Source organism: Gardnerella sp. 2492 (assembly GCF_050320365.1).
GTDB lineage: Bacteria > Actinomycetota > Actinomycetes > Actinomycetales > Bifidobacteriaceae > Bifidobacterium.
Genome location: NZ_CP186952.1, coordinates 706,310 through 725,753, shown reverse-complemented (window position 1 = coordinate 725,753; position 19,444 = coordinate 706,310). Strand labels below are relative to the sequence as shown.

Sequence of the window (19,444 nt, the reverse complement as noted above, 5' to 3'; positions counted from 1 at the left end):
GAAATCATAAAATCAGCAGAGCTTTTGATAATTTAACTGTTTAAATGCGCTATTGCGACACGCCGAGTGTTGTATATAGCGCATTTACTGTATCATAAAAGATTGGCGTGTCTTCGGATACGTGAAGTAGTATGTCCAGGGAACGGAACGAGGCTCATGGCAAAAGACGGTGTGATTGAAGTCGAAGGCAAGGTAGTAGAAGCACTACCAAACGCGATGTTTCGTGTTCAGCTTGAGAACGAGCACATTGTTCTTGCAACGATTTCGGGCAAAATGAGGAAGAATTATATTCGTATTTTGCCGCAGGATCGCGTTGTGTTGGAGATGAGTCCTTACGATTTGAACCGTGGACGTATTACGTACCGTTATAAGTAAAGGTACAAGCAAAGGAAAACCATGAAGGTCAGCCCTAGCGTGAAGAGGATCTGCGAAAATTGCCGTGTGATCCGCCGTCACGGCCGCGTCATGGTGATCTGCATCAACCCACGTCATAAGCAGCGTCAGGGCTGAGTAGATTCCCAGCGCGGAATATAAAGGAATAAGGCGCTGAGTCGCAGCGAAAGCTGAACCCTGGGTGCGCAGGCCCAGGCCGTAAATTACGGAAGACTTGGTGCACGACCTGCGTAACAGTAAAGGAATTACAATGGCACGTCTTGCCGGAGTAGATATTCCCAATGAGAAGCGCATTGAGATTGCCCTCACCTACATTTTCGGTGTTGGCCGCACTCGCGCTAAGGAAACGCTTGCCGCGACCGGTATTAATCCGGATACCCGCGTCAAGGATCTTACGGATGAACAGCTGATCACTTTACGTGATTATCTCGAGGCTAATTACAAGATCGAGGGTGATTTGCGTCGTGAAATTGATGCAGACATCCGTCGTAAGATTCAGATCAACTGCTATCAAGGCCAGCGTCATCGCAAGGGTCTTCCTGTGCGTGGTCAGCGTACTAAGACTAATGCTCGTACCCGTAAGGGCCCGAAGCGTACTGTCGCCGGGAAGAAGAAGGCCACCCGATAGTAGTCGGTGGTCGGCTCTAGGCCACGGGATGATTTCCCATCGTCTAGACATACCAACTCATTCGTCATTAGGAAACGAGGGTCAATGGCAGCTGCAAAGCAAGCCTCGCGCAAGCCGCGTCGCCGGGACCGCAAGTCGGTACCGGTTGGGCAGGCGCATATTAAGTCAACATTCAATAACACGATTATTTCCATCACTGATCCATCCGGTGCAGTCCTTTCTTGGGCTTCCGGTGGTGATGTCGGCTTTAAGGGTTCCCGTAAGTCGACTCCTTACGCCGCTGGTATGGCAGCTGAAGCTGCAGCTCGTAAGGCAATGGAACATGGCCTGAAGAAGGTCGACGTGTTTGTTAAGGGTCCTGGTTCCGGTCGTGAAACCGCTATCCGTTCCCTTCAGTCCGCGGGTCTTGAAGTTGGTTCTATCACCGACGTCACCCCGCAAGCGCATAACGGCGTACGCCCACCAAAGCGTCGCCGCGTCTGAGCACTCTTACGAATCCATCCATCCAACCCGCTTATGGGCGGCGAGTGCACCACCGACCAGAAGCTGAAAGGATACCAAAGTGCTTATCGCACAGCGTCCGACACTTACCGAGGAATCACTGAATCCCCAGCGTTCTCGCTTTACTATTGAGCCGTTGGAGCCAGGTTTCGGCTACACGCTCGGCAATTCGCTGCGTCGTACCTTGTTGAGCTCTATTCCAGGTGCTGCCGTTACTTCGGTTCGCATCTCCGGTGCTCTACATGAGTTTACGACTCTGCCAGGTGTTGAAGAGGATGTTACTGAAATCCTGCTGAACATTAAGGGCATCGTGCTCACTAGCGAGTACGACGAGCCAGTAGTGATGTATCTACGCAAAAATGGCAAGGGTGAAGCTACTGCTGGAGATATTACTCCTCCAGCTGGTGTCACAATTGCTAATCCTGAGATGCATATTGCCACACTTGCAGAGGACGGTGAACTTGAGATTGAGTTCACTGTTGAGCGTGGCCGTGGTTATGTACCAGCTCAGATGAACAAGCAGGAGAACAGCGAAATCGGCCGCATTCCTGTGGATTCGATCTACTCACCAGTTTTGAAGGTGAGCTATAAGGTCGAAGCTACCCGCGTGGAACAGCGCACGGACTTCGATAAGCTCATCCTGGATGTGGAAACCAAGCCGTCTATTTCACCACGTGATGCAGTCGCATCTGCAGGTTCAACTCTTGTTGAGCTTTTCGGCCTTTGCCGTGAGCTTAACGTTGACGCCGAAGGTGTGGAAGTTGGACCAGCTCCATCACAAGATGAAGCTGATTCCCAATTGGCTATACCGATTGAGGATATGAATCTTACCCAGCGTAGCTACAATTGCTTGAAGCGTGAGGGTATTCATACAGTCGGAGAACTGGTTGTTCACACTGAGCAGGATTTGCTCGATATTCGTAATTTCGGCATGAAATCAATCGATGAAGTTAAGGAAAAGTTGCAGTCCATGGGATTGTCTTTGAAGGCTTCACCGCTTGGCTTTGACGCCAATAATCTCGAAGGTGGCACTTTCTTCTCGCCTGAAGACGAGTAAGATACAGCCATCGCCAAGCGTCACGGTTTTCGGATGTTCGGGTTGATGCCCACCTGAATTCCGTGGCAATAAGGAGTAATAATGCCTACACCGAAACAAGGCCCTCGTCTGGCTTCTAGCCCAGCGCATGAGCGCCTGATGCTGGCCAACATGGCTACCAGCCTTTTCCAGCACGGTCGTATTGTGACGACATTGCCAAAGGCAAAGCGTCTTCGTCCACTTGCTGAGCGTTTGGTTACATTCGCAAAGCGTGGCGATTTGCATTCACGTCGTCGCGTATTGCGTGTGATCCGCGACAAGTCCGTGGTTCATGTGCTATTTACGCAAATTGCTGAGCAGATGAAGCAGCGCGAAGGCGGCTACACCCGCATCGTTAAGATTGCTGCTCGCCGTGGCGACACCGCACCTCAGGCAATTATCGAGCTCGTTACTGAGCCGGTAAGCCCAAAGAAGGCTGTCGTTAAGGAAGCTGAAGCAGCAACTAAGGTTGCAGCTAAAGAAGAAGCTGCTGAGTGAATCAAATCAGCTTTATGCATCGGTAAGGTGAGTATTTGAGTAGAGCTTTTCGAAAGTATCTGCTGTATTAATCTCACTGAAACGGGTCGGAGTTTTATCTTCGACCCGTTTTTGTATTTTGTACAAACTATTATGCTGCTATTTTCTGATCGTTCTTTGATAGTTCGTTCTTTGCTAGTTCGTAGTTTGCATGTTTAAATATTATATTTTCAATATTGTGAATCAATTATTATTAAGTTATGCCGAATATTCTTGATTTAGTGAGCAGTGATTTTCAAACTTTCGCGCAGAGAAAGTTTAATGCCGTAGATGCTCTGGTATTTTGTGAACTTGCGTATATTTGTATGCCGGATTTTGTACCAAAATATGATGCTAATTCAAAAAATTTGTCTACTATACCAATTTCTGATTTGCTTCGCGCTGAGAATTTTCCATCAATGTTTGTTTTCGGTTCCGAAAAAATTGATGATTTTCGCAAAAAATTACTAATTGCTGTTGCTTCAAGCCCAAGATATAGGGGATTAAGAGTAGGCGAGGTACTTGAACGTTTTGATGATTCTAAAGTGGATGAAAATAGTGAACAGCAATTTGCTGGAGTTACCTTCGACCTTACTGATTGCTATGGTATTAATTCTTCTTTTGATTCTTCCTTTAATTCTTCCTTTAATTCATTAAAAAGCGAAGTGAATCTTAGCGAATCTGCTAGCGAATCTTCTAGCGCATCCTCTAGTGAAAATCTTTTAAAAGATTCTCGTACTCTTGTAGTCGCATTTAGAGGAACCGATAATACTCTTGTTGGCTGGAAGGAAGATTTTAATATGGCTTTTCAGTGCCCAGTTCCGTCTCAGGAGTCTGCTGCAGAATACTTGTCTTCTATTGCGAAACGTGCTTCACGCTACTCTTTGGCTAATAAAAATTTCCTGCAAAAATCTTTAACTAATTTCTTTACTCATCTTTTTAAAAAACGCTTGCACGCAAATTCGTGTGAAACAAAGCAGAATCAGCATAGCCGCTACTATAGCGACAATCCCAATCTACTTGTAGTAGGCCATTCAAAAGGCGGAAATATGGCAACTTACGCGACTATGAGATTAGATGCGGAAGATACTCAACTAGGAAATTTGGTTTCGAAAATATATTCTATGGATGGACCAGGTTTTGCATCTGATGTGGTTGATTCTAGTGTTTTCTCTCATGTAATAAACCGAGTTGAAAAAATAGTTCCACAATCCGCTTTTATAGGGCTACTTATGGATAATGGCACTCCATACAAAGTTACAGCAGCAGAATCTATTGGAGTTATTCAACATTTTGGTATGTGCTGGCAGGTTAAAAACGGAGATTTTGACTACTGCAATGCGCCTTCCGCTCGTTCTGTTGGAATTGCGAAAGCTGTAAATAGTTGGATGCAAGATTTGCCGTTTGATGAACGAAAACGCAGAATCGAGACAGTATACTGCGAATTAACGAGTCTTGGATACCCTACTTTTGATCAAATGGCAACTCATTGGTCTGAACTGTTGCCGAAAATTTTGGGTATGGCTGCACATTTAGATGCAAAATCCTACGATCTGATTCGTCGAATTGTGAGTGCAGCTGCCGGCGTTGGTGGAAAATAGTATGCTTATTTTGTAACCGGTGAGGAATAAAAGTAGCATTATGTGTGATATTGCGGAAGGTTGTGTGATGCGACTTCGTTTTGACTTAGCTTATGATGGTGGCAAATTCTACGGTTGGGCTAAACAGCCTGCTTTGCGTACTGTGCAAGGAGAAGTAGAAGATGCGCTTCATAAGATTTTAAGAGTGCCGGTTTCAAGCGCTGAAGAACCTTTGCGCTTAACTGTTGCTGGGCGTACTGATACAGGAGTGCATGCTTCACACCAGGTTTGTCATATTGACGTTTCTGAAGACGTTTTGATTCGCTGTGTAGGCCACACAGGACTTGATTGCGTTTCGGCGCTAGAGTATAGGTTACGTCATGTTCTTCCGGAAGATATTTGCATACATAGTGTGAGTGTTGCTCCAGAAGGATTTGATGCTAGATTTTCTGCTCTTGAACGTACATATGTGTACCGTTTAGCTGATGCACATTCAGTAGTTGATCCTCGTATGCGTAATTTTGTTTTTCATGTTGACAATGCTCTCGATATTGATGCTATGAACGATGCTGCAAGCCTGATTATTGGCTTGCATGATTTTGGTTCTTTTGCTCGTCCAAATCCTGGCGGTACTACTATACGAGATGTTAAAAGCGCAAATTGGGTTCGTATAAAAGATGCGACTTGCAACGTGCTTAGTACAGGATGCGTTCCGCAAGTTGAGCATGGCCTACTTGAATTTACTATTGTTGCGGATGCTTTTGCTCATAATATGGTTCGTTCTCTTGTACAAGCTTGCGTACAGGTGGGTAGTGGGAAAAGAAGTGTTGAGTGGTTCTCTCAAAAAATACGTGTTCCTCTTCGTGAGGGGTCAACTGGTCCGATTGCGCCTCAAGGTTTAACTCTTGAGTATGTGGCATATCCGCCTGATAGTGAGTTAGGTGCGCGAGCTGAGAAGATTCGCGCTCGCCGTGATTCTGCCGAGTTGTAGCGTTTCAACGCGCCATAAATTTATATTCGCAGCATGGTTTACAATTGAAAAGTTGCGTTTGTGCACGCTTTTGTTGTGACAAATCGCAAGTGGATGAATGTCCGAGCGGTCTAAGGAGCACGCCTCGAAAGCGTGTGAGGGTAAAATCCTCCGCGAGTTCGAATCTCGCTTCATCCGCGAATTAATCAAGCTTCAAGTTGCTTTTTGCGCTTGAAGCTTTTTTGTTGTTAGTGCAGAAAGCGTACTGCGCGAGTGTCCCAAAACGGGCAGAATGAGACGCTAGTGCAGTTTGCGTACTGCGCGAGTAACGTATAAATTGCAGCGCGTTCGTGAGGTAGTTTCGTTACGGTTGAACAGTCAGTGCCGTTTTTACTCAGCGTTAAACGCACTGTCTTCCCACAGTGCGCTTAGCGGTATTGCCCACAAATTATCCGCCCACTGCATAATTTTTTGCCCCAAATATACAACGTATCCACGCTTAAATTCAGGTTTTTGTGCAAGAGCTACAAGCCCCTTAAAATCGTTGCGATTCACCATGCTCGAGCTTTTCACTTCCACACCGATTAAGCTTCCGCGGAAACTTAACACAAGGTCAACTTCTTTAGGGCTGCTACCAGTTTCGCGCCAGTAGAAGCAGTCCGGATGCGTTTTAGACCATTGCACAGCAGGCATAATCTGATTCACAACAAAACTCTCTAGCAAATTCCCATACATAACGGGATTTTCCGAAGGATTATGCCCCTTGCTAATCATTGTTTGAACGCTTAAAGATGTATCAATCGGATGTATTTTTGCTCTAGCAAAAGTTTGTCGATTTGGCGCAGTTTTTATATTCGGTAGAGCGTTTATTAAGAATCTGCGTAAGAATACGCTAATGTAACGTTCAATTGTTCGCCTGTCTAAAGCAAGATCCTGACCTATTGAACTCGTGTTAAGAATTCCGCCGGGAGAGCACAGCAACTTATTGAGTATGCTAACGGCCATGCTTCTGTCTAATCGTTCTCCCGGAAGAATAGTATCTCCTAATACTGCAAGAATATCGCTTTCAACAAGTTCTTCGCGTACCCAAGTTTCGTAAGAATCGTATGATTGATGGTATTCTGGGAAGCCGCCAGCAGCCATCATTCTGTATATTTCTTCTCTGCTTATTTCTTTTTCATATTTAAGATTTGGATTACTTTCTATAAGACTATCCACTATATTTGTATTATTTTGATTAATTTCGCACTGTGTAAATGGGCTTATTGTAAAGTGTTGAGCGCGTCTAGCGAGAGGATCTTGGCCGTCTAGTCCATTGCGATTTATAAGTGCGCTGCCTGTTAAAACGTACTGCAGACTGTTTTCTGTTGAATTGTCTACTGTTTCTTTTATTGCAAGCGGCAAGTTTGATAGTCTTTGTGCTTCGTCAATAACAACTGGAGTACTGAGATTTTTTAACCAACCATACAAATCTGTTGAGGCGAGCGCAAACGTATTTTCATCCGCGAGACTTACGTAAAAGAAGCCTTTAGGCACAAGTTGACGCTTTGACATCATAGTTTTACCCACGGCTCTTGCGCCTTCGAGAATTACGACTTTTCGTTTTGCTTGAAGAATAGTGTCAGCAATTGGTCTAGGAAAATATGCGCTCATAAAGATAAGTATACATAAAAGTCGTGGTTTTTGTACGTTCAATGTACAAAAAATTGTACATACGATGTACAAAAAATACGTTTTGGGTTTAGTGAGTTGTGTTTGAGGAAGTATGATTTGCGTCTGGGGGAGGGGTACCCTTCTACGTAAGGATTGCATAGTTGCATTCTGTTTTATTTGCTGATTTTCAGCTTGTTTGAGAGGAATTGTTATGAAGGATTTTGGTTTTGGGTGTATTGCGTAGTTTGCGCTTGAAGCTTTTTTGTTGTTAGTGCAGTTTGCGTACTGCGCTAGTAACGAATAAAGTGCAGAGCTAGGGCGGCAAGCGTGTAAGCAGTTTATGCCGTATTCAAGCGCGCGACATCAGAGAAACTACGTTTTTTGACTATATTTATCTTTACTAGCATATATATCTATTTTGAATATAAAAGAGGCCTACTAGCTATTGCGTAGTAGGCCCTTCTTGGATTATCGCTTGTTATTGAGCAGTGTAGCTAATTTAGGCTTCTGGCTGCTCGTTTGTTGAAGGCGTTTCTGGATAGCCAGGAGTTTCCGTATAGCCAGTAGCTTCAGTATTTGCAGTAGTTTCTGGATATCCAGTAGCTTCAGTATCTGCCGGAGTATCAAAACCGCCTTCAGGTAAATCAGCGTAAGCTGTATTGCCTTCAGATGCGTTGCCTTCAGAAGCGTCTGCTGCAGTTACACCATTTTCAGCTGCGTCTACTTCAGCACCGCCTTCTGCTATGTCTTCTGCGCCTTCTGCGTCTGCAGTGTCTACAGTGCCTTCTGCGTCTGCTGCACCTTCTGCGTCTGCAGTTCCGTCAGCTCCTGCAGCTGCTTTATTGGCAATAGTTCTCTTCCTGACCAGGCTGAGTCTTACCAGGGTCACAACGCATGTTGCTACAAGCACCACTACCACTAGAACAGCAATAATAAACAACGCTGGGTTCTTTTTGAAAGTGTGCTCCACCATCAACAGTATGCCAGAAGTTTTTCCTGATGCGTTTTTAGCAGTTTCCTTATCGCCATCTTTACCATTTTTGTTGGAATCTTTTTTGTTTTTTCCAAGTGAGCATTGTGACGGCGGATCTTTTTTCGTTGTCGTAAAGGTTGGCACCTGTACAGCATTGTTGTTGAAGTAGATTGAGGTACCGTCTTTATAATCCGCATGAAGACCAACATAAGTAGAGCTAACGTCAATATCTATGGCCTTGTCTCTATTACTACCATCAAAGCTGTCGACCTGCTTAGCTATCAAACGTATTAATTCTGGTGTGCTAGTAAACGGCTTAATAGGCTTCTTTATATTGCCATTTTCAACACGAACTACTCCATCTACATAGCCAACACCTTCCGTATTTGTGTATGTAGTTGTTGGCTTAGTGGTGACTATAACTTGCGCATGTCCTTTTTTCTTTGTTGGAAGTTTCTTTGCAAAATCGTAGTTGTAGTAATCTAGTCCGCGAACATATCCTCCAGGTGTATCGCTAAAGAAATGTATATTAAACTCTTTTGGAATGTAATCACCATTTTCGGAATCTTTTTTCTTATCTTCGTCTGTTTTGTTATCTTGAGGATCAGGAGGATCAATATCACCCTCATCGTAAGATAACGAACGACCTAAAAGAGTATCTGCAGTTACCATTATTTTGGAGTATTTCCTTACGGAAACAATGAAAGCAAGCCTCTTAAGATCTTTGACATTAAAGAGTTCATAGTCAAAGGATACTTTTGCGCTGTGAGCTGCGATATCTGTAACTTTCACGTTACTGATTTTTGCAGCGTCATTTTGCCCTAGCCAGTATCTGTATTTTGAGTCTTTGTCTATGTCCATCATTGATGAGATAACATTTGGTTTTGGCTCTTGTTCGTCCCCTTCATCAGCATGCGCAAAAGCAGGGATCCCTATTACAATGCTTGCAGCGCATGCGAAGGTCAGAAGTGCTTTAGTAAAACGCTTCATAATAGCCTTCTTTCGTTCATGTATAAATAACGTTATGTATAAGTTTTGAGCAATACAATAAGGTTATTTTATTGTTAATACAGCTAATTAGGTTGATAGTTTCTATTTATTTGTCTGTTTAAATTTGCTATACAAGACTATTGATCATTTGAGTTTTCTTTTGATTTGTTTAACAGCTGATCATTCATATTGTCTTCAATGTTTTCCGTCATTTCATAGATGCTTTCATCAGTACTCTTTCTGTATAGTGAATCACCTAGATGATAGAAAGTGTATGAAATCGTGTGAAGCTCGTCATCGCTGAGTGGTTGCGTTATTGAAGCTTTTTCCACAGTTTGCATTTGAGCACTTGTGGCAGGATCTTTAGCTACGAAACTCTTCAAAGATTTATCGCTTGGTACGATTTGCTGCAGTTCATACGCCTTTTTCTGGGATTGAGTCGATCCAAGGAATACGGCGAATTTTTCTGCTAAGTCGCGATGTTTTGAATTTGCATTATAGCCAATAGCTTGAGAATAAACGTTTTGTTTCATTTGATACTCGACTGGTTCGCCAACATATTCTTCGGAGTCATTAATCATATCCGTGCGAACTTTAGGCAATGGTGCAGCAGCAAAGTTTTTACCTAAAATCTTTTTGACTTCTTTAGCGTCCCAAATTCCAGAGAAATATGCTGCAGCGCTTCCATCCTTTAAAGCATTAATACCGGTATCCTCTACGGCATTAATAAAGTTTGGCTGATTAGAAAGGACTCTAAGGAATTTAGTAATAGAAGTACAGTTCTCGTTAGAGCTTGAACCATTTGTATTATTCATTCCTGGGTTAGAATGAAGGAAAGTAATGCATGAATCAAAATAGAAGCTTGAAAGAAGGGTGTTATTCCTTAGATTGATAGCAACTTTCTGCTTTTCCAATATGGTGTTGAGAGATTTCATATCATCTTTTGAGAGCTTAGACTTGTCGTAGTACATAAACCAAGCATCACTTGTGTACGGCACGCCATAATACTTGTTAACCTCTAATACTGAGTTAAGTAATGGCAGAGGATTCTGTTTTTTGATCTGCTCTTCACTTTTTTCACTTAATTCGCCAAGAATTTTTGACTTAACCAAGTCACCTGTTCTATCACTTTGGAACAGAAAAACGTCGGCTGAGATTTTTGAAGAATTCTTATTACCTGAAGACGAATTTGGATCATTAAATTGCTTGATAGGTGTATTTTTAAACGAAACGCCTGGATTCTCTTGGCTGAAAGCAGCTTCCATAGTTTGAATCCATCCACCCTTTTTCAAGAGTTTTTCAGGTGCCTGAATGTTTAGACTTACTTTTTACCAAAGTTCATGGAGCTTGAACCACATGAGGAGCAGCCTAACAACATGACAGTGGCTAAGCAAGCAGTTATTGCTTTTTTCATAGTCACCATTATTGCCTCCCAGTATATAGAGTTTTGACATGTATTTTGGTGATATGAGCGATCAATCTTGTTTTACTGCGCAACTGTTTTGCGCTGCACAATAGCATAACAACAAGGTTCATGCGTCTTTGAAAGTATATAGCTACATTAATACATTCAAGAAGTTAATATGTTTCAAAAGTTTAGTTTTGTGTAGTCAACTTTTTAATTTCTTACTTCAAAACTAATTTTGCGTCTGTAGGATATCCGAGTTCGTAAGCGCGCAATAAGCGTGAAGTGATCAGTTTTATTACCGCGTCTTTGAAATCATTATTCGCTTGATTAGTAGAGTGTTCGTAGTTTGTTTCGCTATTATTTTTTGCGTCGTTTTTTGGATTATTTTCTTCAACAACTATTACTTGATTAAAAGCAGCGAGTTCTTCTCTTGCGCAATCCATATAGGCTATTGCCGCAATCGGCAAATCTTTTCCGCTTGCTATATCTTTTGCTATACCACTTTGTAAAGCTTGCTGCGGTATTTCGTAAACTTTTCCGCGTAAATCTGCGCCATTTCCAGCTGCGTGCATAAGAGCATTTGCGTTACTTGCAGCCATATCGCTATATTTTAGTGACATATTTTTATCTTTTTTAGCTGCCAATGTTTGAAGTATGAATGAGAGTTTGTCTTCTGCTACGGCAGCTTGCGCTAATGGATTATGTGTCCATCGTACATTCTCATTATTTTGCATTACTTCAAGTAGCTTATAGTATGCTTCACGCTCGTTTTCTATAATATTATTATCAGATATTTGGCCGCTTTCTTGAAGATACTGCCAATTGTCTTGAACGCTATAAGTTACTGCTTCAGACAATCTAGTTGGGCATTTCTTCGCAACTGTATCCCAATTTTCTGAAGTTTTTTTAAGAGTATTAGTATCTATTAAATTCTTATTATTTTCCGTGCTTTGTTTTCTTCTAGCATCATCTATTTTATTTTGTTCTTTTTGCGCTAGCCTATATGCTTTTGCGCAACCGTTTTCTTTAATAGTAGTGTGCCTGTTTTGATCTATTCGTACAGATTGCAAAGATTTAATTCCTCCGCAAGCTGTGCACATTGCCATAATAAGAGCGATTAGCATAAGTGCAGATGACATTTTTATAGTGTGCTTTGTCTTCATATTTTTAGCTCTAAAGAAAACAAGAAGTGTCTGCATAATAAACTAAAATAGTCAATCACTATGACCAATGTGGTGTTGCATTTTTAAACCACATGCCGTAGTGTGATTGTTCTAATAGCTAACGTATATTGTTTGTTCTCGTTGGTTTTATTTGGACAATATATTAATAATCATAATTATAAGTGAATTTAAATGGGGAGGATGTGCGCGATGGAACTGGATTTGGCGGGAATGCATCAGCTTGCGGCTCAGCAGGGGATTAATGCCGAAGAGCTTGACGAGGCGCTCGCCGAGGCCTTGCGTCTTGCGTATATGAAGACTTCTCATCCAGCTAAGCACGCTCGTGTTGAGTTGGATGAGCGTGCTGGTGCTTTTACGGTATGGGCACGTGATGAAATACCAGGAGAGTCTACTGAGGATAATCCTCATCCTGCGCCAACTTTAGGTGAGGAATATGATGATACTCCTCACGATTTTGGTCGTTTAGCTGCTGCTACAGCACGTCAAGTTATTAGTCAGATTTTCCGTAAGGCTGAAGATGATCGCGTATTTGGCGCGTTTTCTGGCCAAAAGGGGAAGCTGATTAACGGTATTGTGCAGCAGGATGCTAAAGATCCTTCTAATATTCATGTTGCTGTTGGTGACGTTGAGGCAATTTTGCCTAGAAGAGAGCAAGTTCCAGGTGAACGTTACCGTCATGGTGAGCGTATTCGCGTTTATGTTGTGAATGTTGCACGTGGTCTTCGTGGTCCTGAAATCGTAGTTTCTAGATCTCATCCTGAACTTGTTCGTCGTCTTTTTGAGCGTGAAGTTCCTGAGTTGGTTTCTGGAGCAGTTTCGATTATGGCTATTGCTCGTGAGGCTGGTGCTCGTACAAAAATTGCAGTACGTGCAAATACTGAGGGTGTGAATCCTAAGGGTGCTTTGATTGGTCCTGGTGGTTCTCGTGTTCGTGCTGTTATGGAGAATTTAGGCCAAGAAAAAATAGATATTGTTGATTGGTCTGACGATCCAGCGAAGTTTGTTGCTGCTGCTCTTTCTCCAGCTACTGCAACGCAGGTGCATGTTGTGAGCCAAAAGAATCAGACTGCTATTGCTTTTATTCATGATTCTCAACTTTCGCTTGCTATTGGTAAGGAAGGTCAGAACGCTCGTTTGGCCGCTAAACTTACGGGCTGGAAGATTGGTATTGAATCAGCTGAAGAGCATGCTAAGAAGGTTGCTGCGGCTCAAGCTGCGCAGGAACAGGCTGCTGATACATCTGCTTCTGCTGAATGATTTAGATTATTTTGCAGTTTCTTTAAGCTGATTGTTTTACTAAGCGTCGGAGTATGTTTTACTTCGACGCTTTTTGTTGCGATAGTCAAGAAATTAGTTAATATAAACGACACTCCCGGCAATCCTATGTTTCGAGTATGCTTGCAAGAGGATTCTAGCCGTCCGCAGCTTTTCTATGCCTGTTTACGGTTAGATAGAGACGAGGTACAACATCATGGTCGCACGATGAGATATCGCACGATGAGATATCGCGTAGTAATGCATAGACTCGCAATAATGTAACGTGGCTGCGTACTTAAGCGCTGCCACAAATAGAGGAGAACACTGAGTGGTAAAAAAGCGCGTGTACGAACTGGCCAAAGAATTTGGTGTAGACAGTAAAACCGTGTTGGAGCGTTTGAAGAGCATGGGCGAATTTGTAAAGTCCGCTTCTTCTACAGTTGAGGCTCCAGTAGTTCGTCGTTTGCAAACTGCGTTGGCAGCAGACGGCATGAAATCAGCAAAAGCAAATGATCAAAATTCTGCTAAACCAGCAGCTAAACCGGCAGCAAAGCCAACTGCTAAGCCAACTGCTAAACCGGTAGCTGATAACTCTAAAGCAAAGCCACAGCCTACCGCAGTAGTAAACCATCCTGCGCAGCCTGCACAATCCACTCGTAACGCTTCTGCTAAGCCATCTGCTGAACGTGAGCATGATATTCCTAAACCAAGTGCTGGCGCTCGCCCTCGTCCACAGCATCCTGGCAATGCTGGTGCTCATACACCAAATTCATCTCGTGATTCTAAGCGTTCTGATCGTTCGGAACGTTCTGAGCGTCGTTCTGATCGTTCTCAGCAGATGCCGCCACGCCCTCGTCCTCATCAAGGAGCGCAGGGTGCCGCTGGTACGCCACGACCAGGTAATAATCCGTTTAGTCGCAAGCAGGGTATGCGAGCACCTACTCCTGGTGATATTCCTCGCCCTCATCCAATGTCACGCCCGGGCAGCGCAGAAGCTGGTCGTGGTGGACGTTCAGGCGCTCAGGGTGCTGCAGCTGGTGCAGGAAACTCTGGTAATGGAAACGCACGCGGCGGACGCGGTCGCGGTGGTCGTTCTGGAGCAGCAAAAGGCGGTCAGTGGAGCGGTTCGCATCGTTCAAATGCTGGAAGTTCCAATTCTCGTCAGTCAGCTGAATCTCGTTTTGTTGGAGCACAAGGCGCTAGCTTCCAGGCTGCGGCTGCAGGTGCGCCAAATGGTGGCCCATCGCGCGGCGGTGGTCGCGGTCGCGCAGGAGCAGCAGGCGCATTCGGACGTCAGGGAGGCAAGTCTTCTAAGGCTCGTAAGAATCGTTTAGCAAAGCGTCGTGAATACGAAGAGCTTAAAGCACCAGTTATTGGTGGCGTGCGTATTCCTTCCGGGAACGGTGCTACGATTCGCTTGCGTCAGGGCGCAACTCTTTCTGATTTGGCAGAAAAGATTGATGTGAATCCAGCAGCTTTGGTAACTGTTCTCTTCCACCTGGGTGAGATGGCAACTGCTACACAATCTTTGGATGAGTCTACATTCCAGATTTTGGGTGAAGAAATCGGATGGAATATCAGTATTGTTTCTGCAGAAGAAGAGGATAAGGCTCTTTTGCAGCAGTTCGATATTGATTTGGACGAAGAAGAGTTGCAAGAAGATGACGATTTGCAGCCTCGCCCGCCTGTTGTTACCGTTATGGGTCACGTTGATCACGGTAAAACTCGCTTGCTTGACACTATCCGTAAATCGAATGTTATTGATCGCGAAGCCGGCGGTATTACGCAGCGAATTGGTGCTTACCAGGTGACTGTAAATCTTGAAGGAAAGCCTCGTAAGATTACATTCCTCGATACTCCAGGTCACGAAGCGTTTACTGCTATGCGTGCTCGCGGTGCTGAGCTTACGGACGTTGCAATTCTTGTTGTTGCAGCAGATGACGGCGTTATGCCTCAGACTGTTGAAGCAATTAACCACGCTCAAGCGGCTCACGTGCCAATTGTTGTGGCTGTAAACAAGATTGATGTTGAAGGTGCTAATCCTGAAAAGGTGCGCGGTCAGCTTACTGAATACGGTTTAGTTGCTGAAGAATACGGTGGCGACACCATGTTTGTGGATATTTCCGCAAAGCAGGGTACGAACGTCAATAAGCTTCTTGAAGCTGTGCTGTTGACTGCTGACGCTGAGCTTGATCCTAAAGCAAATCCAAATATGGACGCTCGCGGTGCAACTATCGAAGCTCGACTCGATAAGGGTCGTGGTGCTGTTGCTACTGTGCTTGTGCAGCAAGGCACTCTTCACGTTGGTGATTCTATTGTTGCCGGCACTTCTTACGGTCGTGTGCGTGCAATGCTCGACGAAAATGGTAAGCATTTGCAGAATGCAGCTCCTTCAACGCCTGTTCAGGTGCTTGGTTTGACTTCAGTTCCAACCGCTGGCGACTTGTTCTTGGTGACTTCTGACGACCGTTCTGCTCGTCAGATTGCAGAGAAGCGTGCAGCTACCGAACGTGCAGCTCAGCTTGCTAAGCGCCGCAAGGTTGTGTCTCTTGAAAGCCTTAAGGAACAGTTCGCTAAGTCTGAAGTTGATATGCTGAACATCGTTATTAAGGGTGATTCTTCTGGTTCTGTGGAAGCTTTGGAAGATTCCTTGATGAAGATTGAGGTTTCTGAAGAAGTTGGAATCCAGGTTATTCACCGTGGTGTTGGTGCAATTACTCAGAATGATGTGAACTTGGCAACTGTCGATAAGGCTGTGATTATTGGATTCAACGTGCGTCCAAACCGTCAGGTTGCTGATTTGGCTGAACGCGAAGGCGTGGAAGTTAAGTACTACTCGGTTATTTACAAGGCAATCGAAGATATTGAAGCTGCTTTGAAGGGTATGCTTAAGCCAGAATTTGAAGAGGTTGTCACCTCTCACTCTGAGATTCGCGAAATCTTCCGCTCGTCCAAGTTTGGCAATATTGCCGGCGTTATGGTTCAAGACGGTGAAGTCAAGCGCGGTACAAAGTGCCGTATCTTGCGCAACGGTGTTGCTACTGTAAACGATTTGGAAATTTCCAGCTTGCGTCGTTTCAAGGATGATGTGCAGTCCGTTAGCGAAGGTTATGAGGCTGGTATTAATCTCGGCAGCTTCAATGACATTGAGCTTGGCGATATAATCGAAACCTTTGAAATGAAGCAGATTGAGCGTAAGTAATTATGGCAGGAACAAATCCTAGGGCTGCGAAAATAGCGGCGTTAATCCAACGTGTTATTGCGTCTAATATGGAATCGCATTTGCACGATAAGCGTCTTTCTAGCGTAACTATTACAGAAGTGCGTGTTACGAACGATTTGCAGATTGCAAAAGTTTATTGGACGCAACTTGGTCACGAAGGAAAAGAGCAGGGTGAGCGTCAGCGTGCAGCCCAGGCTTTGCAGCAGGCTCACGGCAGATTGCGCTCGCTTGTTGGTGCTAAAGCTGGCTTGCGTTTGACGCCGCAATTGCAGTTCGTGTATGACGAAGTCCCTAGCGAAGCGCACGAAATTGAGGATATTCTTGTAGCTGCTCGAAAACGAGATGAAGAATTAGCTAAGGCGCGCGAAAATGCTCAGTATGCTGGAGATGTCGATCCGTATAAGAAGCCTCGCGAAGTTGAAGAAACTGATGACGACTTCGAAGACGATGACTTCGAAGACGATGACTTCGAAGACGACGATTTTGATGACTCAACTGAATCTGAAGCAGATAATTAAATTTCGAATAACAGATAATTAACTTATGTGTATACCAGATTCAGGGCTACTACTTGTAGATAAGCCGCAAGGTGTAACAAGTCACGATGTAGTAGCGTGTGCTCGCCATCTTTTGCATACAAAACGAGTTGGGCATGCTGGAACTTTAGATCCTATGGCAACTGGTTTGTTGATTATTGGTTTTGGCTACGCTACTAGGCTCATGAATTACATGCTAGGTCACGATAAAACCTATGAAGCTGTAATTCGCCTAGGAGAGGCTACTACTACAGACGATGCAGAAGGCGAAGTATTGTCTGAAAGAGTAATTGGCTTAGGGCCGGGAGTGAAAATCAACTCGAAAGATAAGTTACTTTCTGAAATATTCGAGACTGATTTTTCTAAAAATAATTTGCAAAATTCTAATACTAAAACTGAACTGTTAAATAAAACTTTTCAACGAATTAAGCAAGTTATTAAAGAAAACTTAACTGGCGAAATTATGCAAGCGCCAACCGCATTTTCTGCAATTAAAATTAACGGTCAGCGCGCTTACGATTTAGCTCGTGAAGGCAAAACTGTAGAACTTGAGTCTAGAGAAATAAACATATACAGTTTCGATATTTCTAATCCGCTTATTTCTACAGGGGTAAGCGGAAGAAAAGTACTAGACGTTATGGCAACAGTTTCTTGCAGCAGTGGAACGTATATTCGCGCTCTAGCACGCGATTTAGGCCGTTTGCTAGGCGTTGGAGGGCATCTAGTAAAACTTCGACGCACAAGTATTGGAGATTTTTCTGTAAAAAGTACGCAAGTTTTGCGTCTTAACTCAGAAACACGTGAATTTACTGATAGAAATGGTATTGTACAAAAGCGTTCGAAAGCTGTTCCGCCTTCAAATTTTGATACTAAAAAAGATTTACCAAAGTCTTTGCTAACAATGATGCAAGCAGCTGAGCACACTCTTCCAACTTTTTTGGTTGATAAAAATCAGGCTCAAGATTTGCGTTTCGGACGTTGGATTTGCCTAAATTCTACTGATTCGTTTAATAATTTAGATTCTTATCCTGCAATTGCATACTCTTATGATGAATTAACAGGCGAATATGATGTTGTAAGCGTGGTAGAACAGGTAAAAAATAAAAATTGTGAGCAAATCAAACCTATTGTGGTATTTCCGGCAGACGAGAAGCCTGGTAAAATAAAGAAGTCTAGTATTTTGCAATAATAATCTCGCACACGCGGATAGTAAGGATATGATGAAGGTCATCGACATTCGACCAGATGCCAACGGCATGATTAATTGGCCAACACTAAGCGCTGAGCGCAAAGCAGTCGTTACCATAGGCGTATTTGACGGTATGCATCTTGGACATCGTGAAGTGATTCGTCGCACGGTAGACCTTGCGCATCGTCATGGCGCATTTTCTGTGGTTATTATGTTTGATCCACGTCCAAGCATAGTTCATGAGGATCCAGACACTTATGATGATTTTGGTGAGCAGGATCCGGAAGTTCCGTACGATCCAGAAGCATTAACAAGCGTAAGGCAACGTTTACGAGTACTTTCTGAGCTGGAAGTTGATCACGTTATTGTAGTGCGATACAGTTTGGCTTTTGCAGCGAAATCTTACCGCTTCTTCTTAGGACAGCTGGTAGGAAAGCTTGGTATGCGAGCGCTTGTTTTGGGAAGCGATGCTGCTTTAGGTGCTCGTAGATCTGGTGATATTAACGCTATTAAAGAGCTTTCTCAGGCTACAGGCGTATTTGAGCTTGTAGTTGTTGACGATTGTGGTCCAGGTGAGGTTCGTATACCAGACCCAATAGTTCCAACAGCTCCTGAAGAAAATGGTGAACCGCAAGATCCTTCAGACGGTATGAATAAGGCTGAATATCGCGCTTGGAGCAAGAGTATTCCTAATCGCAAAGTGCGCGCTTGGAGTTCAAGCAATGTGCGCTGGATGCTTGCTACTGGTCGAGTACAAGCAGCAAGTGAAATTTTGGATCAGCCTCATCGCGTAGAAGGAACGGTTGTTCACGGTGCAGAGCGCGGTCGTGCTATTGGTTTCCCAACCGTAAATCTTGGCGGCCGTATAGACGGTTATGTGCCTGTAGAAGGCGTGTATGCTGGCTGGGTTGTTGACCTCGACGCTGATGACAAGCAGGCTGATTCTGGTATGGCTCACGCAAGTCTTATTCCTAGCGTTGGAATGCTTCGTAGGGATGAGTTGCATTTAGGAATTCACTCTCCATGGCGTTGGCCTGCTGCAATATCTATTGGTAATAAGCCAACTTTTGCAAAAGACGGAGAGAATCCTGAGGAACGCACAGTAGAAGCGTATGCTTTGTGCGATGAGTGGAAAGATTTGTACGGACATCGCGTTTGCATTGAGTTTTCAAGGTTCTTGCGCCCTCAGCAAGCTTTCGAATCTGTTGATGATTTAAAGAATATGCTTGCTCACAATGTTGAAGAAGTGCGCGCTATTACAGACGCAAATCCACGCTAGTATTCTAGTATTAAGTTTTGTATTTGAGAGTGGAAACATTCTCAAATACAAAACGATACAAAACTATACAAAACAAACTTCATTATAGT

The 19,444-nt window shown here is 43.8% G+C and carries 17 protein-coding genes and 1 tRNA gene; 14 read left to right on the top strand and 4 right to left on the bottom strand.

From position 1 onward, the window contains the following. Nucleotides 1-156: 156 nt before the first annotated feature. The 9 genes from infA to ACPFYS_RS02685 all read left to right on the top strand — a co-directional run bounded on the left by infA (nt 157) and on the right by ACPFYS_RS02685 (nt 5,861). Nucleotides 157-375, top strand: coding sequence for a translation initiation factor IF-1 (gene infA / locus ACPFYS_RS02725; protein WP_004129021.1), 219 nt, complete (start codon nt 157-159; stop codon nt 373-375). A gap of 21 nt (nt 376-396) precedes the next feature. Further along, nucleotides 397-510, top strand: a complete 114-nt coding sequence (rpmJ, locus tag ACPFYS_RS02720; protein ID WP_003842636.1) for a 50S ribosomal protein L36 — start codon at nt 397-399, stop codon at nt 508-510. Between the two features lie 133 nt (nt 511-643). Further along, nucleotides 644-1,021, top strand: a complete 378-nt coding sequence (gene rpsM, locus ACPFYS_RS02715) for a 30S ribosomal protein S13 (protein WP_427875813.1) — start codon at nt 644-646, stop codon at nt 1,019-1,021. An 84-nt stretch (nt 1,022-1,105) separates the two neighbouring features. Next, nucleotides 1,106-1,504, top strand: a complete 399-nt coding sequence (gene rpsK / locus ACPFYS_RS02710) for a 30S ribosomal protein S11 (RefSeq protein WP_075523699.1) — start codon at nt 1,106-1,108, stop codon at nt 1,502-1,504. Nucleotides 1,505-1,583: 79 nt separating this feature from the next. Further along, a complete protein-coding gene (locus tag ACPFYS_RS02705; RefSeq protein WP_427875812.1) occupies nt 1,584-2,579 on the top strand; it encodes a DNA-directed RNA polymerase subunit alpha in 996 nt (331 codons plus the stop codon). A gap of 81 nt (nt 2,580-2,660) precedes the next feature. Beyond that, nucleotides 2,661-3,095, top strand: coding sequence for a 50S ribosomal protein L17 (gene rplQ / locus ACPFYS_RS02700; RefSeq protein WP_427875811.1), 435 nt, complete (start codon nt 2,661-2,663; stop codon nt 3,093-3,095). Nucleotides 3,096-3,334: 239 nt separating this feature from the next. After that, on the top strand, nt 3,335-4,714 hold the full coding sequence (locus ACPFYS_RS02695; protein ID WP_427875810.1) for an Mbeg1-like protein: 1,380 nt from the start codon (nt 3,335-3,337) through the stop codon (nt 4,712-4,714). Nucleotides 4,715-4,781: 67 nt separating this feature from the next. After that, entirely contained in the window at nt 4,782-5,684 is a 903-nt protein-coding gene (gene truA, locus ACPFYS_RS02690; protein WP_427877612.1) for a tRNA pseudouridine(38-40) synthase TruA, read from the top strand. 91 nt (nt 5,685-5,775) lie between these two features. Next, nucleotides 5,776-5,861: transfer RNA gene (locus ACPFYS_RS02685), tRNA-Ser, on the top strand. Nucleotides 5,862-6,053: 192 nt separating this feature from the next. Here the strand turns inward: ACPFYS_RS02685 and ACPFYS_RS02680 are convergent. The 4 genes from ACPFYS_RS02680 to ACPFYS_RS02665 form a co-directional block, all read right to left on the bottom strand. After that, entirely contained in the window at nt 6,054-7,316 is a 1,263-nt protein-coding gene (locus tag ACPFYS_RS02680; protein ID WP_427875809.1) for an ATP-binding protein, read from the bottom strand. Between the two features lie 499 nt (nt 7,317-7,815). Continuing rightward, nucleotides 7,816-9,279 carry a hypothetical protein gene (locus ACPFYS_RS02675; RefSeq protein WP_427875808.1) on the bottom strand — a complete coding sequence of 488 codons (1,464 nt, stop codon included), beginning with the start codon at nt 9,277-9,279 and terminating at the stop codon, nt 7,816-7,818. Between the two features lie 137 nt (nt 9,280-9,416). After that, nucleotides 9,417-10,544, bottom strand: coding sequence for an extracellular solute-binding protein (locus ACPFYS_RS02670; RefSeq protein ID WP_427875807.1), 1,128 nt, complete (start codon nt 10,542-10,544; stop codon nt 9,417-9,419). Nucleotides 10,545-10,905: 361 nt separating this feature from the next. Further along, on the bottom strand, nt 10,906-11,826 hold the full coding sequence (locus ACPFYS_RS02665) for a hypothetical protein (protein ID WP_427875806.1): 921 nt from the start codon (nt 11,824-11,826) through the stop codon (nt 10,906-10,908). A 234-nt stretch (nt 11,827-12,060) separates the two neighbouring features. Between ACPFYS_RS02665 and nusA the strand changes: the two genes are divergently transcribed. The 5 genes from nusA (at nt 12,061) to ribF (ending at nt 19,355) form a co-directional block, all read left to right on the top strand. Continuing rightward, nucleotides 12,061-13,128: a transcription termination factor NusA gene (gene nusA / locus ACPFYS_RS02660; RefSeq protein ID WP_427875805.1), complete on the top strand. Its 1,068-nt coding sequence runs from the start codon at nt 12,061-12,063 to the stop codon at nt 13,126-13,128. A gap of 343 nt (nt 13,129-13,471) precedes the next feature. Next, nucleotides 13,472-16,330 carry a translation initiation factor IF-2 gene (gene infB, locus ACPFYS_RS02655; RefSeq protein WP_427877610.1) on the top strand — a complete coding sequence of 953 codons (2,859 nt, stop codon included), beginning with the start codon at nt 13,472-13,474 and terminating at the stop codon, nt 16,328-16,330. Between the two features lie 2 nt (nt 16,331-16,332). Continuing rightward, nucleotides 16,333-16,869 (top strand): 30S ribosome-binding factor RbfA, encoded by a 537-nt coding sequence (gene rbfA, locus ACPFYS_RS02650; protein ID WP_427875804.1) that lies wholly within the window; start codon nt 16,333-16,335, stop codon nt 16,867-16,869. A 25-nt stretch (nt 16,870-16,894) separates the two neighbouring features. Then, complete coding sequence (locus ACPFYS_RS02645; protein ID WP_427875803.1) at nt 16,895-18,076, top strand: tRNA pseudouridine synthase B; 1,182 nt, start codon at nt 16,895-16,897, stop codon at nt 18,074-18,076. A 31-nt stretch (nt 18,077-18,107) separates the two neighbouring features. Next, the gene (gene ribF, locus ACPFYS_RS02640) at nt 18,108-19,355 is read left to right on the top strand and encodes a bifunctional riboflavin kinase/FMN adenylyltransferase (protein ID WP_427877608.1); all 1,248 of its coding nucleotides are present in this window, start codon (nt 18,108-18,110) and stop codon (nt 19,353-19,355) included. Nucleotides 19,356-19,444: the final 89 nt, after the last annotated feature.